This window comes from Chromobacterium sp. CV08, from assembly GCF_051129845.1.
Taxonomy (GTDB): domain Bacteria; phylum Pseudomonadota; class Gammaproteobacteria; order Burkholderiales; family Chromobacteriaceae; genus Chromobacterium.
In genome coordinates, this window is sequence record NZ_CP150453.1 from 3056563 (window position 1) to 3082480 (window position 25918).

General features: G+C 67.2%; 24 protein-coding genes. 1 reads left to right on the forward strand and 23 read right to left on the reverse strand.

The window, feature by feature from the left end; all coding sequences use genetic code 11:
• Window positions 1-2 precede the first annotated feature (2 nt).
• The 19 genes from WNM05_RS14235 to WNM05_RS14325 all read right to left on the reverse strand — a co-directional run bounded on the left by WNM05_RS14235 (window position 3) and on the right by WNM05_RS14325 (window position 17492).
• Window positions 3-416, reverse strand: a complete 414-nt coding sequence (locus tag WNM05_RS14235; protein WP_434627802.1) for a toxin co-regulated pilus biosynthesis Q family protein — start codon at window positions 414-416, stop codon at window positions 3-5.
• A gap of 58 nt (window positions 417-474) precedes the next feature.
• Window positions 475-1410, reverse strand: a complete 936-nt coding sequence (locus tag WNM05_RS14240; RefSeq protein ID WP_434627805.1) for a secretion/conjugation apparatus DotM-related subunit — start codon at window positions 1408-1410, stop codon at window positions 475-477.
• Window positions 1410-1667, reverse strand: a complete 258-nt coding sequence (locus WNM05_RS14245; protein WP_101708613.1) for a hypothetical protein — start codon at window positions 1665-1667, stop codon at window positions 1410-1412. The genes WNM05_RS14240 and WNM05_RS14245 overlap by 1 nt, the downstream gene beginning before the upstream one ends.
• An 8-nt stretch (window positions 1668-1675) precedes the next feature.
• Window positions 1676-1936, reverse strand: coding sequence for a hypothetical protein (locus WNM05_RS14250; protein ID WP_434627809.1), 261 nt, complete (start codon window positions 1934-1936; stop codon window positions 1676-1678).
• Between the two features lie 7 nt (window positions 1937-1943).
• Window positions 1944-3062, reverse strand: a complete 1119-nt coding sequence (locus WNM05_RS14255; protein WP_434627812.1) for a type IV pilus twitching motility protein PilT — start codon at window positions 3060-3062, stop codon at window positions 1944-1946.
• On the reverse strand, window positions 3062-3880 hold the full coding sequence (locus WNM05_RS14260; RefSeq protein WP_434627815.1) for a type IV secretory system conjugative DNA transfer family protein: 819 nt from the start codon (window positions 3878-3880) through the stop codon (window positions 3062-3064). Before WNM05_RS14260 ends, WNM05_RS14255 begins: the two co-directional genes overlap by 1 nt.
• A gap of 7 nt (window positions 3881-3887) precedes the next feature.
• The gene (locus WNM05_RS14265; RefSeq protein ID WP_434627818.1) at window positions 3888-4610 is read right to left on the reverse strand and encodes a DotD/TraH family lipoprotein; all 723 of its coding nucleotides are present in this window, start codon (window positions 4608-4610) and stop codon (window positions 3888-3890) included.
• A gap of 76 nt (window positions 4611-4686) precedes the next feature.
• Window positions 4687-5088, reverse strand: coding sequence for a hypothetical protein (locus WNM05_RS14270; protein ID WP_434627820.1), 402 nt, complete (start codon window positions 5086-5088; stop codon window positions 4687-4689).
• Window positions 5088-8036, reverse strand: a complete 2949-nt coding sequence (locus WNM05_RS14275) for a hypothetical protein (protein ID WP_434627823.1) — start codon at window positions 8034-8036, stop codon at window positions 5088-5090. Before WNM05_RS14275 ends, WNM05_RS14270 begins: the two co-directional genes overlap by 1 nt.
• A gap of 39 nt (window positions 8037-8075) precedes the next feature.
• Complete coding sequence (locus WNM05_RS14280; RefSeq protein WP_434627826.1) at window positions 8076-8678, reverse strand: hypothetical protein; 603 nt, start codon at window positions 8676-8678, stop codon at window positions 8076-8078.
• Window positions 8679-8785: 107 nt separating this feature from the next.
• Window positions 8786-9160 (reverse strand): hypothetical protein, encoded by a 375-nt coding sequence (locus WNM05_RS14285; protein ID WP_434627828.1) that lies wholly within the window; start codon window positions 9158-9160, stop codon window positions 8786-8788.
• Window positions 9161-9196: 36 nt separating this feature from the next.
• Complete coding sequence (locus WNM05_RS14290; protein WP_434627831.1) at window positions 9197-9457, reverse strand: hypothetical protein; 261 nt, start codon at window positions 9455-9457, stop codon at window positions 9197-9199.
• Complete coding sequence (locus WNM05_RS14295; protein WP_434627834.1) at window positions 9457-10650, reverse strand: hypothetical protein; 1194 nt, start codon at window positions 10648-10650, stop codon at window positions 9457-9459. The genes WNM05_RS14290 and WNM05_RS14295 overlap by 1 nt, the downstream gene beginning before the upstream one ends.
• Entirely contained in the window at window positions 10640-11701 is a 1062-nt protein-coding gene (locus WNM05_RS14300) for a DotH/IcmK family type IV secretion protein (protein ID WP_434635152.1), read from the reverse strand. The genes WNM05_RS14295 and WNM05_RS14300 overlap by 11 nt, the downstream gene beginning before the upstream one ends.
• Window positions 11702-11706: 5 nt before the next feature.
• Window positions 11707-12366, reverse strand: a complete 660-nt coding sequence (locus WNM05_RS14305) for a DotI/IcmL family type IV secretion protein (RefSeq protein ID WP_434627837.1) — start codon at window positions 12364-12366, stop codon at window positions 11707-11709.
• A 132-nt stretch (window positions 12367-12498) separates the two neighbouring features.
• A complete protein-coding gene (locus WNM05_RS14310) occupies window positions 12499-13587 on the reverse strand; it encodes a sulfotransferase family protein (RefSeq protein WP_434627840.1) in 1089 nt (362 codons plus the stop codon).
• Complete coding sequence (gene cysC, locus WNM05_RS14315; protein ID WP_434627843.1) at window positions 13571-14230, reverse strand: adenylyl-sulfate kinase; 660 nt, start codon at window positions 14228-14230, stop codon at window positions 13571-13573. The genes WNM05_RS14310 and cysC overlap by 17 nt, the downstream gene beginning before the upstream one ends.
• A gap of 190 nt (window positions 14231-14420) precedes the next feature.
• On the reverse strand, window positions 14421-16238 hold the full coding sequence (locus WNM05_RS14320) for a DUF1302 domain-containing protein (protein WP_434627846.1): 1818 nt from the start codon (window positions 16236-16238) through the stop codon (window positions 14421-14423).
• 75 nt (window positions 16239-16313) lie between these two features.
• A complete protein-coding gene (locus tag WNM05_RS14325; RefSeq protein ID WP_434627848.1) occupies window positions 16314-17492 on the reverse strand; it encodes a M20 aminoacylase family protein in 1179 nt (392 codons plus the stop codon).
• A gap of 284 nt (window positions 17493-17776) precedes the next feature.
• Here WNM05_RS14325 and WNM05_RS14330 point away from each other — a divergent pair, with 284 nt between their 5' ends.
• Complete coding sequence (locus tag WNM05_RS14330; RefSeq protein WP_434627850.1) at window positions 17777-18826, forward strand: GlxA family transcriptional regulator; 1050 nt, start codon at window positions 17777-17779, stop codon at window positions 18824-18826.
• A gap of 12 nt (window positions 18827-18838) precedes the next feature.
• Here WNM05_RS14330 and WNM05_RS14335 read toward each other — a convergent pair whose 3' ends face one another.
• The 4 genes from WNM05_RS14335 to WNM05_RS14350 form a co-directional block, all read right to left on the reverse strand.
• Window positions 18839-19348, reverse strand: a complete 510-nt coding sequence (locus WNM05_RS14335) for a hypothetical protein (RefSeq protein ID WP_434627852.1) — start codon at window positions 19346-19348, stop codon at window positions 18839-18841.
• 406 nt (window positions 19349-19754) lie between these two features.
• Window positions 19755-21197, reverse strand: coding sequence for a metalloprotease TldD (tldD, locus tag WNM05_RS14340; protein WP_434627855.1), 1443 nt, complete (start codon window positions 21195-21197; stop codon window positions 19755-19757).
• Between the two features lie 10 nt (window positions 21198-21207).
• Window positions 21208-22017 (reverse strand): carbon-nitrogen hydrolase family protein, encoded by an 810-nt coding sequence (locus WNM05_RS14345; RefSeq protein ID WP_434627858.1) that lies wholly within the window; start codon window positions 22015-22017, stop codon window positions 21208-21210.
• Window positions 22014-25853: a YhdP family protein gene (locus WNM05_RS14350; RefSeq protein ID WP_434627861.1), complete on the reverse strand. Its 3840-nt coding sequence runs from the start codon at window positions 25851-25853 to the stop codon at window positions 22014-22016. The genes WNM05_RS14345 and WNM05_RS14350 overlap by 4 nt, the downstream gene beginning before the upstream one ends.
• Window positions 25854-25918: the final 65 nt, after the last annotated feature.

Sequence of the window (25918 nt, forward strand, 5' to 3'; positions counted from 1 at the left end):
CCTTAGCGCGTCGCGTTGATCACGCGAATGACCTTGTTGGCGTCGTACACCTTGATGCGGATCGGGGTGTCGGAGTTCTGCAGCGATTTGGCCACCTGCTCCATCACCTCCAGAAAGGTGCCGTTGAACGTCGCCGGATAATCGATGGGGAAATCCCGTTCCAGCTCCCAGGCCAGCTCCCAGCCATTGGCCTTGGCATAGTCGCGCAGGGCGGCGGAGATCCTCCCCTGCCCGGGCGTCAGCCGCAGCGGCACGCGCGACTGGCCGAATTCGATCTGCCGGCCGTCGGCGCCACCGCCGCCCGCTCCGCCCGCCGCGGCGTCCTGCGCCGCCGGATTGTCCAGGTAGAGGAAACCGGCTTGGGCGTGCGCCGCGCACGCCAGCAGCAATGCCGCAATCAATGTCTTCTGCTTCATGGCCGAACCTTATAGATTCACTTCAATAGGTATGATATCAAACTTTATTACACAAGGGTCAAATAAAACCGCCGCGTCCGCCATCGGGTAGCGGCATGCCTTTCTGCTGCATGATCTGCTGAATGGTCAGATTCAGATAGCGACGCATGATCACCAGGCAACCGTAGAGCCGGATGTCGCGCAGCGGCTTGCGCTCGGCCAGTTCCATATAGTAGTGGGCCATCACGCCGGCCCCCTCCATGAACACCGTCTTGCGGCCGACGCTGGCCAGCGCCGCCCACAGCTCGGGGTGGCCGTGGCGGAACAGGATGGGCCGCGCCCAGTCGCAGCGCACCACGCCGTTCTTCTCGCGGTGATGGTGCAGGAGCCTGACCATCGCGGTGGAGCGGTAGGCATGCTTGTCGCAGGCCAGCCTGACCAGCTTGGCGCTGACGCCCAGCTTGCGGGCGAAGCCGACCAGCAGCGGATCGTCCGGATTGGACGGCACGCCGACCTGCTTCTCCAGCCGGGTCAGGAATTTCTCGTCGAAATCGGCCGCCTCGTGGTCCAGGCCGTTCAGCGTCATCCACTCCGACACCTGGTACAGCTGCCTCTCCTTCGGCTCCAGCCCGCGCGCCCGTATCACCCGATCGAACATCTTGCGGTTGGCCGGCCGGTTCGACCACACCCGGCGCACCGCGCGCTCCCTGCGGATGTGCCGCAGCAGCAAGGGCGCCGCCGGCAGGGCCGCCAGCCAGCCCAGCGCGTAATCGAGCGCGATGGTCCTGGCCATCGTCGGCTGCTCTCGCAGCCACTCGGCCCCATGCGCGAACGGCACGCCCAGCAGCGGAATCTTCGCCAGCAGCAGGTAGCGGCCGTAAGTGCTCTGCATCCATTTCAGCCACAGATGCGGCGCGAAATACACCGCGGCCGCCGCCAGGGCCAGCACGCCGATGACCAGGAACAGTCTGTCGTCGCCGCCGCCGCTGCCGCCCCCTCCGTTGCGCGCCGCCATCAGACCGGCCTCCTATAGCGCGGCCTCGCATGATAGAAGCGGCCGGACAGCTTGGCCCTGCCGTAGCGGAAGGCCTGTTCTATCGGCACGCCCTTGTATTCGAACAGGATCAGCACGCCGAAGATCAGCAGCATCGCCAGCACCGTATACCATTTGAACTTGAGGATCAGCACCGGCAGGATGTAGAAGGCCCGCGAATCCAGCCAGGGCGTGAAGCGCGGCGACTGCGCGGCGAATACCCACAATTGTCCGTCCATGCCTCACCTCACCACAGCGAATCTTTGTTGACGACATAGCGCGGGCGGCCGCGCTCGTCCTTGCCCTTGTACACCACGGCGGCGTCGCCGCCGGCGGCCGCCGGCGCGGCGCATGACGCCGGCGCCGAAGCGGTGCCGGAACCGACCGTGACGCCGGCCAGGAAAATCAGTATGCCCAGGCCGGCCAACAGCGCCTCGTACGGCAGGCGCTCGAAGGCCGTCCGCAGCAGCGCCGCCGGACCCGCCGCCTTGTTGTCTCGTTTGCTCATCGTCGCCTCATCCGGTCATCAGATAGGTAATCACGTCTTCCTGCCGCACCCGCCCCTGCTCGATCAGCTCCAGCGCGCTCTGCCGCATCGGTCGCCCGTACAGGTTCACCTTCTCCCGCATCAGCTGAAACACCCGCTCCGAGTTGGCGGCGATTTCCTGCGCCACCGAGCCGGCGCTGCCCAGACGGGTGAAGTCCAGGCACTCGCGCACGGCGACGCGCTTGCCGTCCACCGTCGGCACCAGATGCTGACACACCACGTATTTCAGCGTGGTGGCGAGGTTGTAGATCATGACGGCCCGCATCGCCTGCGGGAAAAACTTGGACCAGTAGTCGAACAGCTCCGGAATGGTGTTCGGGTGCATGGTGGCGTACACCAGGTGGCCGGATTGCGCCGCCCAGATCGCCGCCTGCGCCGTTTCCGCGTCGCGGACCTCGCCGACCAGCATATGGGTCGGCGCCATCCGCAGGTGGGCGCGGATGCCGTCGGAGAAGCTCTCGACCGAGCTGCCGACCTGCATCTGGTCGATGACCGCGGTCGGCGCCGCCACCCTGCCGTAGACGAACTCGACCGGGTCCTCGATGGTGCGCAGGATGCACGACGAATCCGGCCGCTCGACATGGTCGCGCAGCAGCGAGGACAAGGTGGCCGACTTGCCGGAACCGGTCGGCCCGGTCACCAGGATCAGGCCGGAACGCTGGGTGCGGCTGACATAGACCAGGTCCTCCGGCGCGTCGGCCTCGGCCAGCGTCCACGGCTCCGGCTTGATGCGGCGGAAGGTGGCCGACGGCCCGGCGGTCTCGCTCTGCATGTCCCGCGCCACCGCGACGCGGAAGCGCTGGCCGTCCAGGCCCTCGTAGACGAAGTCCAGCGAACGGGCCTTGCCCATCACCATGTCGTAGCCGTTGACGTTGTCCTTGTACGCCGCGGTCAGCAACTGGCGCATCTCGTTCTGCTGCAGCCGTCGGTTCATCACCAGCCGGTTGCGGCCGAAGACCTTGGCCACCGGATAGGTGTCCTGCTTCAGAAATATGTCGCTGGCGTCCGGAAAGCGGTTCAAAAGGCTTTCCAGATCGCCGCGGCTGACCTTGGAGCCGGCGTCGAAATCGTCGTCACGCGCGGACATCATTTGCCTCCATCGAAAAACTCGGCGGCGCCCAATTCGTCTATCGCCTTCCAGCGTGGCAGATCCTTGACGAAGACCACCGGCTGCGACACCACCTTGCGCACCACCTTGACGTCTATGCCGCCGTCGGCGTCCACCACCCGCTGCTCCTGCCTCACCACCTTGGGCGGATCCACCATCTTCTTCAGCCACAACATCTTGTAGAGCAGCATGCCGTTGAAGCTTTCCTTCAACTGCGCCAGCTTGCTGCCGTAGGCGACCTTGGCCGCCTGCACGCCGGCGGCCCAGCCCTGGCGCACGCCGTCGTCCCAGGCCGCCTTTTCCTCAGGCGTCAGCGGTTTCAGCGCGGCGTCCGGCTCGCGCACCTCGGGCACCGGCTGCTGCATGTAATCCCACCAGCTGGGCGGCGTGGTGACGAAGCGCGCGTCCTCGCGCACCCGGTACGAGGCCTCGACCGACACCATGCTGGTCGGGCTTTCCAGCCTGACCGTGTTCTTGGACGAGCTGAGCACCGGCGGCAGCAGCGAATCCGGCAGCAGCAGCCGCGAGAAGTCGAACACCTGGGACAAGGTGGCGTCCTGGGCCTGCAGCATCGCGTTCAGCCGCTCGCATTCGCGCGCCTGGCCGAGCTGGGCGCCGTAGGACAGGCCGGCGTTGAACACCGCCTTGACCTTCAGCGCCGCCTGTTCGGACAGATAGCTCTTAGGCTGCCAGTTCAGGGCGTCCCGCAGCGCGGCGCCGTCCTCCCCCGGAATCGGCGCCGCCGCCGCGCCGCCGGCCAGCCCGAACGACAACACCCACCACCACAAGCGCCTCATCTATGCCTCACTCCACCCGCTGGTGCAGTCCCAGCGTCTCGCGCACCCGGCGTTCGCCGGCGCCGTCGTCGACGAAGGGGCCGACCTCGATCTGGAACTTGCGCCCGACCGGCCGGATCTGGGACTCGAAGCCCTTGCTCTTGTAATCGCCGGCCACCCGGACCGCCAGCTTGCGGTCGGCGAAGATGCCGCCGTTCATCGCGTACTTCTGGATCAGCGGCTTGGACGCCGATGCCTGGAAGGCGGTCTTGGGATCGCGCGCGTCGTTGATCGAGCGCGTGTAGTCCAGCACGATGGTCCGCGACTTCTCGTCCACTGCCAGCACATAGGGGAACTGGTCGCCGATCGAGCGCAGCACCGCGATCGCCGGCTGCGACACGCTCTTGATCCGCACGATGCTGTCGACGTCGGCCGAACCGCGCTCTTCGAAGCGCCAGCCTATGGCGTCGGCGATGTTCTTGACGATGCCGTGCGGGACGCCGACGTATTCGGTGGAATACAGCCGATTCAGGTCGTTGCTGGGCGTGGCGGCCAGGCTGGCCTTCAGCTCCTGCATCGCCTTGTCGCCGCTGTTGACCACCGTCATCCGCGCCAGCAGCTGCTGGCTGCGGGCGGCGTCCTCGGCGGCCTTGGCCAGCATCGCCAACTCGGGACTGGCCGCCGGCTCCCTGGCGGCCGGCGCGGCGCAGCCGGCCAGCGCCAGCACGGCTCCGGCCATCACTAATGGCATTGCGGATCTCATCGCTCGATGCTCCATTTGTATATTTTGATAGTAATCATATCAAACTTTTTATTGCGCAGTTGAATTATTTCCGCTGCGCCGGCGGCAAGAGTTGCTCGGCCAGTTCCTCATCGCCCAGCTCCTCGGCCAGCGCCGCGCGGCGGCGGTCGAAATCGGCCTGCCAGCGCGCCACGCCCTGCGGCAGCCGCTCCAGCTTGCGGAACAGCATGCTGCGCGGATTGCGCCGCGCCCATTCGCACAAGGCCAGCAGGCCGCCATGCGGCATCGCCGCCAGCCGCTCCATCAGCACCGGCGACGGCAGCAGGCCGTGCAAGCGATACCAGATGCCGTCCTCGGCATCGTCCGGCGGCGCGGCGTAGCCTATCTCGTCGCCATGGGTCAGCGCCCACTCCTCCGGCGCCGACACGTCGCCCTCCTCGTCGGCAAACCAGCGCGCCATCGCGGCGCGGTCCATTCCGTCTTCCATCAACGCCCTCCCGCGATTTCCGCCACGATTTCCTTGATGATGTCCGCCTCGCGCTTGGCGCCGCCCCAGGCATCGATGCGCTTGTCGACCTCGGACACCGCGTCCCCGCCCGGAAAACGGCGCGCCAGCCGGCTCAGCGCCTCGCGATAGCCGACGAATTTCGCCACCTGGCCGCGGATCTCAACATTGGCCGGCGTGGTGGCGTAGGCCCACAGCTCGACGCCGCCCGGCTTGAAATACAGCACCCGCTCGACGATGGCGCCCTTGATCTTGCTGTACAGCAGCATCGGCGCGCCCAGCGGCGTCAAGCCCTGGATGCGGTTGGCCAGGGCCTCTTCGGCGTATTCGCTCAAATCCATGCTCTTCTTCAAATCCTCGCGCACCTCCTTGGAGTCGGCGCGCAGCACCCAGATATTGGTGGCCAGGTTCATGATGGATTTCGGGAAGTCGGTGTGCTCCTGCGATGCCAGCGCGATGTGCACCTTGTACTTCCGCCCCACCCGCACCAGGGTCTCGATCAGGCCGAGCACCATGGGCGAGCTGATGTTGTGCAGCTCGTCGTAGACGATGCGCTTGACCTCGTTGCGGTTCTTGCGCAGCTCGCGGCGGTGGTACTCCATGTACTGGCCGGGGCAATCCATCGTCGGCACCACGTCGTCGTCCATGTAGTAGCCGCGCGCCAGGAAGGCGCTGGTGGCCAGATACATCACCTCGCCCTGCTTCTGCGAGGCCGCGCCCTGACCGCCGGTGACGTCGGCCAGGTCCACCGCGACGATCTTGGCGTTGGCGAAGTCCAGCGCGGTCTCGTAGGCCAGCAGCGGGAAGCGGCTGCTGATCGAACCCAGCATCCGGTTGCAGAAATCCAGCATGGACGAGCCGCCGGGAATCACCGCGTCGGTATAGTTGTCCTTGATGCTGGGCGTGGCCTGCATCACCTGGCTGAGATCCGGGATGATGGGCACGGCGTAGCGCTGCGCCACGGTGGCGCAGCGGATCTCGCCACGCTCGAACAGCATGTCGACGACGCTCCACCAGGTCGCGCCCTCGTCCGGATGCAGGTTGTTGCGCTGCAACGCCTCGTCGACCTCCTGATTGCGGCGCGGCTGGTATTTCTTCGGCTTCTCTATCGAGAAGTAGCGGTAGGCCGCGGCGACCAGCGTGTCCACCAGCTCGGCGATCTCGGGCACCGGCCTGTCCTGGCCGACCGGCGTCAGCAGCAAGGTGACGAAATCGACCAGGAAGGCCTTCTCGTCCGGCACCGCCGAGCGGCAGCCCAGCATGGTGTCGAACGGATTCATCGCATTGCGCTTGTCTATGGACAGCCGGTAGTGCTGGGCCAGGTATTCCCGGTCCGGCGGCAGCGAGGCCTTGACGGTGTCGATCAGGCCCTTGGACGAGTAGCCGACGTCCAGGATGGCCATGCGCGGAATGTCGTCCTTGCCCGGCTGCAGGATGGAGCCCAGGTTCAAGGCCTGCAGCAGCACCGACTTGCCCGAGCCCATCGTGGCGAACATCACGTCGACCCAGGCCTGCTGCAGCTGCGAGCCCACCTGGTAGACGAAGAGCTTGCCGTCCTCGGTCAGCATCATCATATTGCCGTAGTTCCACGGCGAGGCCGGCCGCTCGATGGGCAGGATGGCCGCCAGCATCTGCGCCGGCAGGATCAGTTCCGGCGCCAGGTTGCGGAAGCCCGGCAGCGTGCCCATCGCCATCTCGCAGGGATTGCCGAATTCCTGTATCACCTGGCCGCCGCCCCAGCCGTTCAGCGCCGCCGCCAGCTCGGTGAAGCGGTCGGTGGCCTCCTGCTTGCTGGCGCCCCAGGTCGCCACCGATATCCGCACGCCGACGAAGGTGGTCGCGCCGCTCTTCTCCAGCTCCTTCACCTCGTTGATCGCGTCGACGATCTTGGAGTTCTGCCCCCCGAAAGTGGAGAACTTCAGGAACTGCGCCACCGACTTCTTGGTGGAGAAGCGGCCGGACGCGCTGCCGGACAGCAGCTGGAACGCCATCCGGAACGGGATTTCCGCATGGATGCGGGCCGTCGGCAGAATGCGCAGCAGATTGTTGAAGGCCTCCGGCTGCGAGATCGGAAACTCGAAATAGCCGCTCGAGTAGTAACGGTTGCCTGTCCGGGCGACGCCCTCTTCCGGGATGTTTTCCGCCTGGCGGCGGAAGATCTGCAAGCCGGGCAGCGGCGGCACGATATCGTCGCGCTGGCCGGCGATGAGCGGCTCGGCGCGCGCCGGCGGCGCGCCGTTCTGCTTGACCGAGTCCGGCGTGATCGGCTGCAGGCCTTCGCCGCCGCCGTCCCACAGATTGGCGTCCATCACGATGGCCTCTTCCAGCGTCAGCGCGCGCGCCTTCAGGCTGAAGATATTGACCAGGCCCTCAACGTATTCCTTGCACACCCCCTGGTGGCGGTTGCGCATCGCCGGGATGAAGGTTTCGCTCTGCGCCATCTCGCCGCCGGACCAGTTGGCGGCGACCTTGCGCATCTCCTTCGGCAGGATGGACGGCGAAGTGGTGACCACGATCAGCGCGATCTCCGACGCCACGGTGCGCGACAGGATGTCCTCGCGCTCGTCCAGGATGAAGTTGACGTCCATGCCGATGCGCGCGGTGGCCGAGCGTATGCTGTTGGCCTGCTTCTTCACCTCCTTGCGCGAGGTCTCCTTGTCGCGCTGGAAAACGATGTCCACCACGATGCCGTTGCGACGCGGCAGGCTGGCCAACATCGCGGCCAGCTTGGCCAGCCGCTCCTGGTAGGCCTCGCCGTCGAACGATTGCAGCGCGCCGTCCAGCTTGTAGACCGTCATCAGGCTGCCGCCGCGCAGCGTGATCACCGGCCCGGAACCGGTGGTCCAGGCGCACTTGTCCCACAGCGCCGCCCCGCGGATCTTGGGCAAGCGCTTCATGAAGTTGTCAAACGCGTCAAATATCGTCGTCACTGCGCATCTCCAAACGCTTCACATCGCCGCCTGGCGTCGTCATTGTTCCGCCCTCGCCCTGTCGTGGCGGCGCAACTCGTCTATGCCGAGCGGCCGGTACGACGGCGGGAAGATCAGCCGCAGGCCGTTACGGGTCAGCAGCTTGACGGTGTCCTCGTACGAGTCCTCCCGGCTCTTCGCCAGCACCCTCAGGAAGGTGGCCAGGTTGTCCACCGTGCCGCGGCCGCCCATATAGCTCTCCATCAGGCGCGCCGACTGCTCGAAATGCTGCTCGAGGTGGCAATCCGGCCCGCCCGAGCCCAGCCAGGGCCAGGCGCGGCACAGCCGGTTCAGGGCCTCTTGCGAGCGCCCCTTCTCCACGCCCCAGAACGCGCCGGCGCGCAGCGCGGCCCCGACATGCTGGGTGGCGCGGCAGTAGTGGCACAACACCAGCCAGTTGTCCGGCGCCTCGTTACCATAGTCGTCGTCGAGCGGCTCGGCCTCCATGAACTCGCGGCTCCGGTAGCCGCAGAACTTGCAGCAATGGCGGTTGTACTCGAACAGCGAGCTGAGGAAGCCATGTGGCGGATGGCGGCTGACGGCATGCACTCCGTCCACGCCGCCCGGATAGTCGCGGTTGCGGTAGATCTGAGGCTGTAGCATTTAAATGTTTTATAAAATATATACTATAACAAACATTATACACGGAAGAACGGCAGTGAAAACATAAAAAAACCCGCCGATGGCGGGTTGCTTCCGTGCCGATGGACTCACATCAGCGTCTTGCCGCCCATGCCGATCCAGTCCGGCGCGAAGTAGGCGATCACGCCGCCCAGACCCGCAAACAGCGCGGTCTTCATATGGCCGCGGTCCTCGCGTCCCGGCTTGCCGGACACATAGATGTTCCAGCCGGAGAAGCCCATGCACATCACGCCGACCAGTTGCAGGCCCATCGCCACCACATCCTTGAACGTGGTGATCAGGTCCTTGGCCTGATTGGCGGTATCGGTCAGACTCTTGCCCGAGCTGTTGATGGCGGCGGTCGCCGAGCCGCCGGTGCCGCTGGCGGCCAGCGCCGCCTCCGCGGCGAACAGCGCCAGCATGCCCACCATCAGCATCATTCCGCGATTCTTGCTTTTGAACATCGTTCCACTCCCTGATTTTTTTAAAGACAGACAGATTCAGGACATGCCCGGAAAGGTATTCCTGACCAGATCCCAGACATCTTCCATGTAGTAAAGAAATATCCCCGACAGAAACAGCACGAAGATCTTCCAGCCGTCGCCGGCCTGGGTGAAGCGGGCGTCGCCGCTCTTGTACATCGTCCAGCCCGCCCGTCCCATCGCCGCCAGGCCGAGCAACTGGCTGAGCGCGTACACCACCTGCCGTATCGCATTGCCGGCGGTCATCGCATCGCCCGACAACAAGGTCTGATCAAACATCACGACCCTCCCGCAAACGCATCGTCCAGAAACAGCACGCCCACCAGTTCGCTCCTGTTCAGAATCACCTCCGATTTGTTGAACCGCGCGGCGCCGGCCGCCGCCACCTGGGAAACCGCCTCCACCGTCTTGCCCAGCGCGAACTTGGCCGGCTGGTCTATCTTGGGCACCGTGGTGACGGCGCCGCCGTTCACCACCGTGGTCTCGCCGCCACTGGTCAGCGCGGTGGCGTAGCTGCCGAGAAAGGCACCGGCCGCGATCATGCCGAAGCGGTCCAGATAATGGCCCTTGACCGCGCTGGCCACCGCCTGGGAATTGGTGTCCTTGTCCACCAGCACCGCGTCGACCGGCACCACCCTGCCGTCCGCCAGCCGCATCTTGCTCAGCTTCACCACCAGGGCGTCGTAGCCCTCGCTATAGGTGCCGAACAACTGGGCGTCGCGCTTGCCGCCGTCCTCGACGATGCGGACCATCACCGTCGTGCCCTGCTGATAGGACGAAGTTTCGTTCAAGGTCACCGCGGCGACCCGCTCGCCCATGAAGGCGACCTTGCCGCCCTTGTACTGGCCGCGACCGCCGTCGCCTCCGCCGTCGGTCGCGCGCAGGGCGACCGGCTGAGCCGCGCCGGCGCCGTACCAGTTGATCAGCTTTCTATCCTGCGCCGGTGCGTCGCCGCGGCCGGCCATGCGCTGGAACTTCTGCAGCCAGGCGCCCTGCTTCTGCACCGAGGCGGCGTCCAATGCCGAGGCCAGCGCGCCGCCCTGCGGCACCGGGGGCAGACCGCCGCCCTGACCCTGCGGCTGCGACGCCGGATCGGGACTGCGCTCGTTCAGCGCCCCGACCTCGGCGACATAGGCGCCGCCGCTGGCGATGGCGTTCTTCTCGCGCCCTGCCTGCTGGGTGTTCAGCAGCGCGTCGGCGGTGCCGTACAGCGCCGGCTGGTTGTGATTGTCCGCCTGGGCCAGCGTGCCGGCGTCCACCGAACCGGTGTCCTTCATCTTCTCCGGCGTGCTGGCCAGCGCCATCTGGTCCTGCGGCGCCTCCTTAGGCGCGGTGACTTTCTTGTAGATCAGCATCGCCGCGAAAAAGGCGATGGCCGCGACGCCGAAAACCGCAAGGCGCTTCTTGCTGGCGTCGACGCCGGCGCCCTTGGGCTGTTTGCCGAAATCGACCATATCGGGTTTATTGCTCATAGTTTCCCCACCGGATCACGATCGCGCGGGCGCCGCCGCCCATGCCCGCCACCATAGACGACGGACGGTAGTCGAACTCATACGCCGAGCCGCCGTCGTCGTCCCGGGTGCTGGTCCGGAAATTGCGCGGCGACAGCAAGGTCACGCCGGGCCGCACCTTGACGAAGACCCGGCTGTCCGACAGCCGGCGCCACACCTTGATCGCGTCGCCGCCGTTGTGCGGCACCGTCTGCATCTCCTCGCCGACGGTCTCCTTCAGCACCGCCATCAACGGACCGGACAACGGGGACTGGTACTCGTCGCCGCGGTTCAGCGCGTCGCCGCCCATCCAGGTCAGCCGCAGGTCGGCGGCGAAGTCGGCCTTCTCGCCGCCCTTCGGATAGATGGACTTCACCCGCACCACGATGGGGCGGAAGGAACCGGCGGCGAACACCGTCAGCGACGTGGTGCCGGAGCCGGAGGAGTCGATGACGATCGCGTCCTTCGCCTCTCCGCCCGAAGGCGCCGTCGCGGCCGGCGCGCCAACTCCGGCCAGTGCGGCCGCCTGGGACGCGCCGCCGCCGCCGCCGCCTCCGTCGCCTGGAATCGGATGCACGGTCAGGAAGGACATGCCGGGCACGCTGCCCGATATCTTCAATGGCTGGCCGGCGACGTCGGTCAGACGCACGGTCAGCGGATAGCCGACCGCCACCGTCAGATCGACGGTGCGGCCCGGCCGCACCGGTATCGTCCGTTGTTCGCCGGACACCGGCGGCGAATCCTTCAGCCGCTCCACCTTGTCCACCTGGCGGCGATACATGCGGATCTGGCCCGGATCGAACGGCACCGCCTCCTTCATCACCGAGCCGAACACCGGATCGGCCTCCATGGCCCGCTGCAACGGGTCGCGGGCGGGCGCCCGAGAGGCTGCCTGCGGCGCGGCCGACTGCATCGCCAGCCTCGGATCGCCGGCGCTGCCGGTATAGAACTGCCCGTCGGCGGCCTGCCCGGCCGCCGCCGCCGTGACCCATGCGCCGGCCAGCAGCAGGCCGGCCGCCATGCCTGTCTTCATCGCGCTCACACCCTATCCTTCGACATGTAAAGGGCCAGGATGCGGAAATCCCGGGTTCCGCCCACCTGCACCAGGCCCACGACGACGCGGAACTTCATCTGATTGTCCGAGCGCTGCGTGCGGTTCAGATAGCTCAGCGTGCCCTTGGCCTCGAACTCCCACGCGTCGACGCCGGCCTGCTGGCCCTTGTGGACCAGGATCGGAGAGCTGGTCAGCTTCATATTGCTGATCAGCTCGTTGTTCTGCACCGACTGGAAGGTCCCGGCCTCGTTCAGCTCGTTCTTGAAATTGAGCCAGGAGTCCTCGGTGAAATACTTGCTGGCGGCGTCGGCGAAGTGCGGATCGAGCTCGGTCCAGTTGTAATTCAGGATCTGCGACAGCGCGTAGCTGAGCCACTGCCCTGCCTGCTGCTCGTTCATCACCGGCGTGCCGCTCGATATCAGCTGGTACTGCCGGCCGTCCGGCGTCACCGCGAAGAAATGCGGCGGCGGCGCCTCCTTGCGCGCCAGCGCCGCCAAGGCCACCGCTTCCAGCAGGCAGGCCGCCGCCAGGCCGAGAATGATCAGCGTCTTGCGGCGCGAGTCGTAGCGCAGATTGCCCGACTCGCCCATGGTGTCGCGCAGCGCGCGGTCCACCTCGTGATCGTTCAACTTCATCAGTGACATTGGCGGATCTCAGATTTAATTAGTTCGATAAAATATACATCTTATCAAACATTTTAACCATGATCTCGCCGACTTGCCAACAAAAAAAACAGCCGCCCCCTCGGGGACGGCCTCGAATGCGACAGGCGCCGCTCAGTGCCGTTCGTCCGCCAGCGCCGCGTTCGCTTCGGCGGCGCGGGCCGCAGCGTCCCTCTGCAGCCTTTGCCTCAGGCCGGCCAGGTAGTCGGCGCGATGCCGGCGCAGGATGTAGTCGCGATAATTGCGCTGCCTCAAATCGTCCCAGGCCTGCGCGCGCGCGCGTTCCGAACGCTTTTCGGCCTGCTCCGCCAGCTCGTCGCCCAACGGCAGCCGGGCCGGCGTCAACAGCGTGTAGCCATAGCGCTGCATATAGTCGCGGCAGGCGGTCTCGATGATCTCGATCTCGCGCAGCGACAGCTGCTGCTTGAATTTGTCGGCATTGGCGACGATGGGCGGGAAATGGTTGGACGACCACAACGCCGACAGCTGCGAAATCTGCGCCGCCTCGGGCGAGTTGCGGATGTCCAGCATCTGCGGCAGGAAATCTATGCCGAAGAAATCGCAGATCTGCCGCAACACGGTCTGTTGATCGGCCAGGAAATCCTCGTAGCGTATCGTCAGCACCTTGTCCGGATGCTTGGCCAGCAGACGGTCGGCGGCCTGGTAGGCGGCCAGCCAGGTGCGGACGTTGAGCACGGTGTCGAAGTCGTGGATGATGGCGCGGTTGATCGACGACACCTGGGCCCGCGGATCGCGCACCACATTGAGGAAGCGCATACGCGGCAGCAGGCCCAGCAGCTCTTCGGCGTAGTGGACACAGTCCAGCGACTTGTCCATCGCCACCGCGGCGCCCTGCCGCTCGGCGCCGCGCAGCAGCATCTCCCACACCACCCGGTGCGGGCTGCGCGGCTGGTCGGCCAGCGCCTCGAACAACTCCACCGGATCGAAGGCGAGGTCCGGCCACTTCACCATGCTGGCCGCCTGCAGGCCCACCAGGTCCACCACCAACTGGAAGTAGTTGCGATCGTCGGCCAGATCGCCGTACAAGGGTAGCAGCGGCATGAAGTCGACGATGTGCAGCGGGTACGGCGAATAGAACTGCCGGCTGAAGTTCAGCCTCAGCCTCAGCGCGTGGCTGCCGCAGCGGCGCAGCGGAATCATCAGCACCGGCAGCGGCCGGTCGGCGTCAGATCTGATACTCATAGTCGTCCCTTTCCGCTGTCGCCGCGGGGCTGCAACAGTGCAGCACCATGTGGAACAGCCTGTCGACGGATTCGTCCAGCCGCAGCGCGCCGGTATCCAGCGCCAGCGCCGGGTGCGACGGCGCCTCGTACGGCGCGGAGACGCCGGTGAAATGATTGATCTCGCCGGCCCTGGCCTTGGCGTACAGTCCCTTGCAGTCGCGCTGCTCGCACACCGCAAGCGAGGTGCTGACGTAGACTTCGGCGAAACGGCGTTCGCCGACTATGGTCCGCGCCATCTCGCGGTCGCTGCGAAGCGGCGAGATGCAGGCGCAGACGACGATCAGGCCGGCGTCGTTCATCAGCCGCGCCACTTCGGCCACGCGGCGGATGTTCTCCTGACGCTCGGCGGCGGAAAAGCCGAGGTTGCGGTTCAGGCCGTGGCGCAGATTGTCGCCGTCCAGCACCACGGCGGAGAAGCCGCCGCCGACCAGCCTGGACTCCAGCTCGTAGGCGATGGTGGACTTGCCGGCGCCGCTCAGGCCGGTCAGCCAGATGGTCAGCGCGCCATGACCGAACAGCCGCTCGCGGTCTATCAGCCGTATCCGGCCGCCGGTCTTGAAGATATTGGCGGGAAGGCCCGCCTGGCCTGGCCTGCTGTCCATTGCCGCGCTCCTCCGGTGATTGGATGCCGCCGGCCGGAAGCGACAAGCGATTTGCAGCAATCACGCACTAGATATCTTGGTAATAGTGCGGAATATCCGGTCGATAATTGCTAAATGCCCACGCTAGTATTTGTACTGAGCCTTCGCCCGGAACGGCAACGCCATGCCATCGGCCTGTCTCGCCGCTGCGTCAGAACTTCATCCCGGCGCTGATCATCGCCAGGCTGCGGTCGGCCAGCGTGTTGTAGGCGCCGCCGCGGGTGTCCAGGTACAGCAGCTCGAACACATAGCGCTTGCGGTACTCGCCCTGCAGCCGCCACAGCAGGCTGCGCCTCCCCTCCATGAACTGACCGTCGTGGGAATAGCCGCTGATGTCGTAGCCGAAGGCCAGCGACGGCATCAGGTCCAGACCCGGCTGCGCCGCCGCGTAACGCACCTCCAGCTTGGTCCGCGCGCCCCAGGACAAGGGCGTGATGAAACCGTCCAGCGCGCAGCTCGGCCCGGTGCTGCTACAGGACGGCGTGGCCTGGCTGGGCGCCGGTCCGTAGCCGACCCGGCCGTAGCGCATCCGGTACGGGTCCGGCAAGCCGGCCAGATACTTGGCGCCGACCTCGCCCGACAATTTGGCGTCGCCGCCGAACATCCGCCCCAGCGGCCGGGCGGCGCCCAGCGTCAGCTGGCTGCTACGGAAGGTGTCGTAGCCGCTCGCCAGATAGCCTGTCGGCGTATGCGCCAGATAGCCCAGCGGCCCGGTGCCGGTCAGCACGCCGTACAGGAAGTCGGCGCCGTTCCAGGCCACCGGCTGATCGGGCCGGTAGCTGAATTCGCTGTAGATGCCGGTACCGCCCGGCAGCCTGGTCCGGAAATTGACGCCGAACATATGGATATGGTCCGGATAACTGCGCCGGAACTGGCCGGCGACGCCGGTCGGCTGCGCCAGCCCCAGATTGGCGGCGGCCGGCAGCAACACGCCGGGACCGGTGCGCAGCATCTGATTGAAGCTCAGCTGGCTGGTCTGATTGGAATAGAACAAGCCGAACTGGCCGATGCCGTCGAACAGATAGCTGGCGCTGAAACCGAATTCGCCGCCGTAGGGTTTGTCGTCCGGCGCACGCCGGATAAAGTCGAGCGGGTTGGCGATGGACTGCCCATCGCCGGTGACGATGTTGCGGCGGCCCAGGATGCTCAGCAGGCTGCCGTTCAGCGTCAGCTTGTCGCAGCCGGGCTGGGCGTAGTCGCTGCCGGAATAGAAGGTGCCGCAGGACGGATAGGCGTTGGGCTCGAACTGGAACTGGTAATAGCCGTCCAGCGTCAGCTTAGCCGTGGCCTCCAGCCTGGCGTAGAAGGCCGGCGCCGGCACGCTGGCCATGTCCGGTATCGCGCCGGCGCGGCCCAGCACGTTGAAGTCCATCGCGTTGACCTGCTGGATGCCGCCGAGAATGGTGGTCGGCGTCACCCACGGTATCACCTGCTGCCCCAGTCTCAGCAGCAAGGACGACTGCCCCAGGCGATAGCGGCCGTACAGATAGGCGTCGTCCACCACCGCGCCGCTGAAGCGGTCCAGCCGGGTGAAGCGCGCGTCGTTCAGCGGCGCGCCCGGCGCGTAGCCGTTCGGAGAATGGCCATGCTCCACCGAGCCGTGGATCAGGCCGTAGTCGTACCAGGCCTTGGCGCTGACGAACACGCCGGCGTCGCGGTAGCGGAAATCGCCCTGCAGATAGCCCTGCCACGCCTCCGACACCAGCGCGCCGCGCCGGTAATTCAGATCGCCGTCGTTCAAGGTGTCCATCTGATTGGCGTGACCGGTCAGCGCCGGATCGGGACTGCCGGTCCGGTAGACGCCGCCGATCGCCATCGCCCCCTTGGCCTCCAGCCGCACCGCGCCCAAATCGAACTGGCTGCCCTCGCCCAGACCGGACGGCAGCGTGCCGACCGTGATCTCGCTGGCCTGCCCGTTGCCGGCCAGCAATAGCAGCAGCAGCGGCCCACACGACGGTATCCGCTTCATCGGCATGTCTCTCCATTGTTCATTGTTCTGGTCGCGGCGCCGCCAACCGCCGCCATGCGCGCCGCGAGCGGGCGGCTATTTCAGATAGGCTTCGGCCAGCCTCGCCCAGTAACTGGCGCCGACGCTCAGGATCTCGTCGTTGAAGTCGTAAGCGGGGTTGTGGATCATGCAGCCGCCCCGGCTGCCGACGCCGTTGCCCAGCACCACGTAGCAGCCCGGCACCTTCTCCAGCATCCAGGAGAAGTCGTCCCCGCCCATCGCGCCGGCCGGCAACGACACGATGCCCTGCGGCCCGACCATGGCCTCGGCCACCTCGCGCGCGATCCTCGTCTCCTCCGGCGTGTTCACCAGCACCCGCGACACCGGCTGCCAGTCGATCTCGGCCGTCACGCCGTAGCTTTGCGCCTGCAGACCGACCAGCTCGCGCAGCCGGCCCTCTATCTGCCGCTGCACCGCCGGGCTGTAGGCGCGTACCGTCAGCTCCAGCCGCGCGCGGTCCGGAATCACATTGCAGGCCTCGCCGGCATGCGCCGCCCCCACCGTCACCACCGCAGGCTGGTCCGGCGAAAGATTGCGCGAGACTATGGTCTGCAGGGCCATGATGATGGACGCCATCGCCACCACCGGATCGACGCAGGTATGCGGCATGCCGCCGTGGCCGCCCTTGCCGGTCAGCGTGATGGAAACGACGTCGACCGAGGCCGCCAGCACGCCCGGCTGCACGACGAAGCTGCCGGCCGGCAGCGTCGGGCCGTTGTGCAGCGCGAACACCGCGTCGCACGGAAAGCGTTCGAACAAGCCGTCGGCCATCATCCCCGCGGCGCCGCCCTGCCCCTCCTCGGCCGGCTGGAAAATCAGGTTCAGCGTGCCGTCGAAGCGACGGGTCTCGGCCAGATGGCGCGCGGCCGCCAGCAGGATGGCGGTATGGCCGTCATGGCCGCAAGCGTGCATCTTGCCCGGCAGCTTGCTGGCGTAAGGCAGACCGGTCTCCTCCTGTATCGGCAACGCGTCCATGTCGGCGCGTATGCCCAGTCGGCGCGCGCCGCTGCCGCAACGCAGCTGTCCGACCACGCCGGTGCCGCCCAGGCCGGTGGCGACCTGATAGCCCCAGCCGCTGAGCGATTCGGCGACCAGCCGGCTGGTGGCCTCCTCCTCGAAGCCCAGTTCGGGATGGCTGTGGATGGCGTGGCGGATCGCGATGAACTCCGCCTCGTGCCTTTCGATAGCGGGAATGATGCCTGGCAGCTGGGCCATGTCTGGTCTCCGTTTCCATAGGGTGTGATGGGCGTCGGGATTGGGCCGACGGAGTCGACCCCGCCCTGATCCCAGTCTAGGAACGGACAGTCGCTGCGCAGAGGGGGGAGGACGGCCATTCGGCGGGCCGTTTTCGCCAATGGAAATCCGCTGCCGGCCAGACGGAGGTCAAGACAGCCGAATCAATATTGTCATGATATTGAAATACATAAAATGCCATTGAACTTGCATTTGTCGGCCGGTTTCGCCAAGGTTAAAGCGGATATCGCCAAGGCAGACCCCTGATGAACGCCTGCATAGACCTGCTTTACCTGCCCGATTGCCTCGGCGGCACGCTGTTTTCGGCCATAGACGTGCTGCGCGCCGCCAACAAACTGTGGCATCTGCGCCACCCCCGGCAGAAAACGCCGCTGTTCGGCTGGCGCCTGCTTGGCGCCGACGGCGCCCCGCTGCCTCAGCCGCCGTGGCTGCCGCCGTCCGACGGCCGCGACATGCCGGCCGGCCGCTCGGCGCTGCTGGTCCCCGGCCTGGACATGCACAGCGTGCCCCACTTGAAGCAGCAGTTGGACCGCCATGCCCAGGCGCAGCGGCTGATTGCCCGCCGCCATGAAGCCGGCGACCTGATCGCCACCAATTACAACGGCGCCGCGCTCTTGGCGCGCGCCGGCGTGCTGGACGGCCGCAACGCCACCATCACCTGGCTGATCGCCGGCTGGTTCTCGCAGAACCATCCGAAGACGCGGCTGCTGATGGACAGGCCGGTGACGGTGGACGGCAATGTGTTCTGCAGCGGCGCGCCGGCCTCGGCCGCCGAGCTGACGCTGGAACTGGTGCGCCATTTCGCCGGGGACGAACTGGCCGACAGCTGCACCAGCGGCCTGCTGTATCGGCCGGCGCGCTTCGAGCAATCGGCCCAGACGCTGGAACTGCTGAGCACGCCGACCCGCGACAGCGCGGTGTTCAAGGCACGCCGCTGGCTGGAAGGGCATGTGACCGAGCCGTACAGTCTGGAAAAAGTGGCCGAGGCCGCCGCGGTCAGCACCCGCACGCTGCTGCGCCATTTCCGCGAGGTGGCGGACATGACGCCGCTGGACTACCTGCACCGCTTGCGCATCGAGCGCGCCAAGCTGTTGCTGGAGATCACCACGATGGACCTGCCCGCCATCGTCGAGCAATGCGGCTACGAGGATGCCGGATCGTTCCGTCGGCTGTTCCGCCGCCAGACAGGCCTGACGCCGACCGCCTATCGGCGCGCCTATACGCTGCGCGCCTCCCGGCGCTGGTGGCGGGCCGAAGACGATATCGCGCCCGGCGGCGCGCCGCCGGGCGGCTGAGCGCGACGCCGCTCAGGGCGTCACATGCATATACGGCGTGGTGGTCAGATTGGCCGAGATCGAGCAGCCCCCGGCCAGCGGCGCGCCGGCCAGGCCGATGACGGTGGCGTCGACGCCGTTGTCGCTGATCTGTCCCGCCACCTGACTGGGCCCGCACTGACCGCCGAGGATGGGCGTGTTGACGTTGACCGTCACGCCGGTTATCGCCAATTGATTGAGCGCGGTCACGCGTCCGACCCACGGCGCCGCCACGGTGGCGCTGGCCTTGATCATACGGCACACCGGTATGCCCTTGAACGAGGCGCTGGTGATCAGGATGTTGCCGGCGCCGTCGACGGTGCCGCTGAACACCGCGTTGCAGTCTACGTCGACGCCGCCCTTGCTGACGGTGGCCGGCCCCACCGCCGAAAACGGGATGGGCGCGCCGCCGGCGCCCGGCGGCGTGATCGTGGCCGCGCCGGCAAACGAGGTCCAGGCCAATGCCAGCACGCTGGCGACGCGGATTTTGCTGATCTTGTTCATTTTCCAATTCCAGTCTGTTGTTTTGATGTGCACAGCTCCGGTCCGCCTGCTGCCGGACCGCGGATCAAAGTAAAATGACATGATCATTGCGGAATTGATCAGGATCAGATTCTGCGGGGCCCTGCCCGCCCCGCCTGGCTTTAAGAACAGCCCGTGCCGCCTTCTTCCGCGTCGCGCGCGGCTGGGCTGCCAACGATCGCGGACGGCGCGGCGCGGGCCAGGCTGCTATCTGGGCGGAGGGGGATTCGAGATGCGCGTCCCGGAACCGGGCGCGCAGAAAGCGCCGGCGGCGGCGCCTACCGCGGGGCGCCGGCTTCGGCATGGGCATGGCGCGGGAGGCGCAGCGCATCCGGCGATGGCGGCATGAAAAAGGCCGGGCGCATGCCCGGCCTTGTTGGACGAATGATCAGGCGCCGGTGCCGCCGACGGTCAGGCCGCCGTCTATCCGCAGCGTCGGCTGGCCGACGCCCACCGGCACGCTCTGCCCTTCCTTGCCGCAGACGCCGACGCCCTGGTCCAGCGCCAGGTCGTTGCCGACCATGGACACGTAGTTCAGCACTTCCGGGCCGCTGCCTATCAGCGTGGCGCCCTTGACCGGATAGCTGAGCTTGCCGTTTTCGATCCGCCAGGCCTCGGAGGCCGAGAACACGAACTTGCCGCTGGTGATGTCGACCTGGCCGCCGCCGAAATTGACCGCGTACAGGCCGTCCTTGACCGAGGCGATGATTTCCTGCGGATCGCGCTCGCCGGCCAGCATATAGGTGTTGGTCATCCGCGGCATCGGGATGCTGGCGTACGATTCGCGCCGGCCGTTGCCGGTGGACTCGACGCCCATCAGCCTCGAATTCATCGCGTCCTGCATATAGCCCTTGAGAATGCCGTCCTCGATCAGCACCGTGCGCTGCGTCGGATTGCCCTCGTCGTCTATCGCCAGCGCGCCGCGGCGGCCGCCCATCACGCCGTCGTCGACGACGGTGACGCCACTGGCCGCCACCCGCTCGCCGACGCGGCCGGAGAAGGCCGAGGTGCCCTTGCGGTTGAAATCGCCCTCCAGGCCGTGGCCTATCGCCTCGTGCAGCAGCACGCCGGGCCAGCCCGGCGCCAGCACCACCGTCATCTGGCCGGCCGGCGCCGGACGCGATTCCAGATTCACCAGCGCCTGCTTCACCGCCTCGCGCACATAACGCTCCACCACCGCCTCGTCGAAATAGGCGAGGTCGAAGCGGCCGCCGCCGCCGGACGAGCCCTGCTCGCGCCGGCCGTTCTGCTCGGCGATCACCATCACCGACATCCGCACCAGCGGCCGCACGTCGGCGGCGCGCACGCCGTCATGGCGCGCCACGTAGACCACGTCGTATTCCGAGGCGAGGCCGGCCATCACCTGGATCACGCGCGGATCCATCGCCTTGGCCAGCTTTTCCACCTTTTCCAGCAGCGCCACCTTGGCGGCCGCCTCCAGGCTGTGGCACGGGTCTATCGACGGATACAAGGATTTCGCCTTGCGCCGCTCGACCGCGCCGACCGAGCCGTCGCCGCCGGCCCGGCCTATCGCGCGCACCGCCTCGGCGGCGCGGGTCAGCGCCTCGGCGTTGATCGCGTCGGAGTAGGCGAAGGCGGTCTTCTCGCCCGAGACGGCGCGCACGCCGACGCCCTGGTCGATGCTGAAGCTGCCGGACTTGACGATGCCCTCTTCCAGATGCCAGCCCTCGTTGCGGGTGTACTGGAAATACAGATCGGCATAGTCGACGGCGTGGCTGCGCATGTGCGCCAGCGTGCGCTCCAGCGCGGCCTCGTCGAGTCCGTAGGGCTTGAGCAACAAATCCTGCGCGGTGGTGAAGGCATCTTGCATCGTGGTTCTTTCAGCGTATGACCCGGTGCGCCAGCGCCGGCAGGCGGTCGCGTACCGAGTGTATCAATTCGTGGTCGATCTCGGCGGTGATCACGCCCTCGCCTTCCGGCAGCTCGGCGAGGATGCGCCCCCAAGGATCGATGATCATCGAGTGGCCGTGGGTGCGGCGGCCGTTCTCGTGCGTGCCGCCCTGGGCCGGCGCGATCAGATAGCACTGGTTTTCTATCGCCCTGGCCCTCAGCAACGTTTCCCAGTGCGCCTGCCCCGTGGTGGCGGTGAACGCCGCCGGTAGCACCAGCAGGTCGAACGGCGCCATCAGCCGGAACAGCTCCGGGAAACGCAGGTCGTAGCAGATGCCGAAGGCGATGTCGGCCAGCGGCGTCTCGGCCTTCACCGGCGCCTGTCCGGGACGGATGGTGTTGGACTCGCAATAACTCTCGCCCTGGCCGGTGAAGCCGAACAGGTGGATCTTGTCGTAGCGCGCCGCCACCTCTCCCTGCGGATTGTAGAGCAGGCTGGTGTTCAACACCTTCTCGGCGTCGCCGCAGGCCAGCGGCACCGTGCCGCCGAGGAGCCACAGGCCGTGGCGGCGCGCCATGTCGGACAAGGCTTGCTGGATGGGGCCGGCGCCGAAGGCCTCCCGCAGCGCCACCTTGTCGGTCTCGTGCCTGCCCATCAGGCAGAAATACTCCGGCAGCGCGGCGAATTGCGCGCCGCGCGCCGCGGCCTCGCCCAGCAGCCTATCGGCGCGCGCCAGGTTGGATTCCCAATCGCAGCCGGACACCATCTGCACCGCTGCGGCAACAAACTTCTGTTTCATGGCTGTTTCCTCTTGAGCTTGACCGGATCGCCGACATTGACCCGCACCACCTGCGGATCCTTCAGCGAGCCGCTTACCGTGTAATCGAGAGATAGTATTTTACCTACGGGATCCTGCAACACTTTTTGCGCCGCCAGCGTGGCGATGCCGACCACCGGATTCAGCAGCGCCGCGCCGGCGGCCAGCGCCACGCTTTCCGCCACGTGCGGCACCACGTGCACCTTCAGCGCCTGGGTTTCGCGCGGCAGGTCGACGCTGCCGGAAATGCCCACCTCGGCGGCCGGGCTCTTCATCTCCACCCTGTCGGAATGGAACACGCCGTTGCGCACGCTGGCGTCCCCGCTCAGCGAATCGAAGGCGAAGCCCTCGCTGAACACGTCGGTGAAATCTAGACGGATGCGGCGCGGCAGCGACTGCAGGCTGAGCACGCCCAGCAGCCTGGCCACGCCCGGGTCCACCTTGGCGAAGCGGCCGTTCTTGAAATCGAGGGCAATGCTGCCGGACAGGCGGGCGGCTTCCAGATCGGACAGCCCGCCCGGCCAGCTCAACTCGCCGGACAGCCGGCCCTCGCCGTTGCGGAACACGTCGCCCTGACCGAAGCGTGCCAACAGCTTGCCGGCGTTGGACACGTCCAGCGTGAAACGGCTGTTGACGCTGCCCACCCCCTCGTCGTCCACCTTCATGCTGCCGGTCAGCACGCCGTCCGGCGTCGCCAGCCGCAGCGGCTCCATCTGCCAGACGCCGCCGGCGCGCCGCGCCGTCATGTCGAGCTGGCCGAGACTGCGCCCCTGCAGCGACAGCTCGCCGATATGCACTTTCATCGCCGGCAGCTGCCGCTTCAGCGCCGACGGCTGGGCCCCGGCCGAATCGGCGCGCAGCGGCCAGTTCAACGCCAGCCGCTGCAGATTGGCCTGCAGCAGCGGCCCGCCGTCCGCCTGCTGGTAGGCGAGCTCGCCGACCGCCTCGCGCGAGCGCAACTGGGCCGACCACAAGCCGGACTGGCCGCGCTTGGACAGCCTGGCGTTGACCTGGTGCAAGGCGAAGCCGGCGGCGGCCAACTCAGGCGTATCCAGCTCCAGCGTCAACGGCGGCGCGGCGGCCGACGCGCCGGCGTCGAGCCGGGACAGCTGCGGCCACCAATCGTCCAGATTGACGCGGGGCTGCTGCGCCCGCAGCGCGAGGCCGCCGGGAGGCCATTCGCCGGCATTGCGGCCCAGGCCGATCGCGCCGGCCTGCAACTCGCCGCCGTCGCCCAGCCTCAGTTTGCCGTTCAGCGCGTCGCCCAGCTCGAACTCCAGCCTCATCGCCTGACCGAAACGCGGCGGCGCCGGCTGCAATTGCAGTTGCAGCGGCATCGCCGCGCCGGCGGCCTTGCCCAACGGCGCCGGCGCGTCCAGCGCGACGCCCTGCAGGCTGGAATCGAGTTTCAGGCTCTCCAGGCCGTCATGGACGGTGAACTGGCCGTCGAAACGGCTGCGTCCGGACACCAGCGGCGCCAGCGCCGGCAGATACTGCCGGACCACGGCCTGGCCATCGGCCTCGCCGCCGATCTCGAAACGCATGCGTTTGTCTGCGCCGGTATGGGCCGCCAGACGAAACGGTCCGCCGAAGGCCTGCAGCGCGATGCCTCGGCTGTCCACGCCGCGCTCGGTAAAGGTCAGACGCCCCTGCACCGCGTCCAGCCGGGGCAGCGGCAAAGCGCCCAGCGTCAGCGCGTTGCGCTTGAAATCGAGGTCGCCGCGCACCCGGGTGGCGGCGTCGCCGGCCAGCGGCACCTCCAGGTGCAGCTTCAACGCGGCCGGCCCGACGGCCCGTATCCGGCCGGTGAAGCCGCCCAGCCAGCCGTCGACCGGGCTCTTGGTGGTGAAGGCCAGCATCCGGTCCAGCCTGTCGTCGACGTCGCCGTCTATCTTCAGCCACGGCTTCTCGGCCCCCAGCTGGTCTATCGCCGCCCGGACATTGCGCAGCGGCACGCCCACGGTGCCGGCGCGCCGGGCCTCGACCAGCATCGCCTCGTTGCGGAAACTCAGCCTGGCGTCGATATCGTCTATCGTCGGCCAGCCCGGCTGGTACAACAGCTTCGCCTTTTCCACATCGGCCTGCACCAGGAACTCGCCGCCCTGCCCGCCGGCGAAGGGGAAACGGTCCAGATCGCCCTTCAGCCACAGCGTCACATTGCGCAGCATGCCGTCCAGCAGCGATTTGCGCAGCCAGGCGGCGGTATGCTCGCCGACCTGGTGCGGCAGATAGGCGGCGACCCGCGCCGCCTTCACCTGATCGATCGCGCCGGTCAGCTCGATGTTGCCGGCGCCGGTCCCGGCGTAATGGTAGCTGCCGTTCAGCCGGCCGTTCAGATCGGCGTTGGCGAAAGCCAGCTGCTTGAAATCGATGTCCAGCAGCCTGCCCCGCTGCCGCCACGACACGTCGGCGGCGAGCCGGTCGAACGGCAGGCTCAGGGCGAACAGCGCCGGATAGCTGACCTCCGCCTTGCCGGTGTCCAGTTGCAGCCGGCCTCCGGTCTCGTCGAACTCGATGCGGCCGGTCACGCCGGACACGCCGGGCAGATCGGCGAAGGGCTGCCAGCCCAGCGCCAGGAAGCGGGTCTTGACCTTGAAGCTGCGCGGCGCCTCCACCGGCCCCTTCCAGCCGACGGTCAGATCGCGCAGCGCGCCGCTGGGCGAGAAACGGGCGAACAACGGATTGGCGTCGACGCCGAAGGCGTGGATGAAGGGCTCCAGATTGCCGACGTCGACATTGTCCAGCGTCAGCTCGCCGCCGCCCTGATCGCCGGGCCGCCATTCGCCCTTGATCGACGACTTGTCGAAGGCCAGGCCGTTGACGCTGGCCAGGGTCAGATCGCTGGCCAGTATCCGGTAGCTGCCGTCGGACTGGCGGTCCAGCTGCAGCTTGCCCTGCAGTTGCGGCAACACCAGTTCGCGCGCGCTCGGCGGCGTATAGGCCGCGTTCCGCACGCGCACGTCGGCGCGCAGGCTGCCGACGCTGCCGTCGGAAAACGACAGGTCCAGCGTGCCGTCGCCCTCGCCGCTGCGCAGCACGCCCAGTTCGCGCATATAGCGCGACCAGACGTCGGCGCGCGCGCCGTTCAGCGCCACCCGCACCGAGCCGGACCATTGCTGCCAATGGCCGATGTCGTCTCCGCGCCAGCCGGCGTTCAACTCGAAACCCTTGCCCAGCGTGGCGGCCGGCAGGCCGGACAACTGCAGCCTGTGGCCGAGCAGGCTTTGCTCCAGCAGCAGCCGGCCCTGCTTCAGATCCAGCCTCGGCAGCCCCAGCCGCTCGTCCTGCCAGCTGAGGCGGGCGTCGCGGATGTCCAGCGACGGCTGGCGCAGCAGCCAGTTGCCCAGCGCGTTGTCGGCGCCCGGACCGCCGGTCAGATCGAAGCCGTTCAGATAGATGGCGCCGTCGGCGGCGCGGCGCAGTTCCACCGCCGGCCCGCTGACCTGCACCGCGAGGCGCGGCTCCCAGGCCAGCAGCGAGGTCCAGGACGGCTGCACCGTCACCACGCTCAGCGTCAGCGCCTGGCCGGACACCGGATTGGCGATGGAGACGCCGTTGAGTTCGAACTGCGGCGCCAGCCCCAGCCAGCGGCCGGACAGCCGGGCGATGGTGGCGTGGTGGCCGAGCGCGGCCGACAGGCTGCTCTCCAGCCTCGGACGGTATTGATCGAGATTGGGCAGGATCCAGAAGGTGAAGGCCGCGAACGCGGCCGCCACCAGCGCGCACGACAGCAGCAGCGATGCGGCCAGCACCAGCAGGCTGCGCTTCAGCGTGCGCAGCACGCGGATATGGGAAAGCGGCGACGAGGGGTTTTTCAACTATGGCAAACCGTTACAATGGCGTTGTAGAAAAGCGCGGCGCGAAACCGGCCGCATCCGTCCCC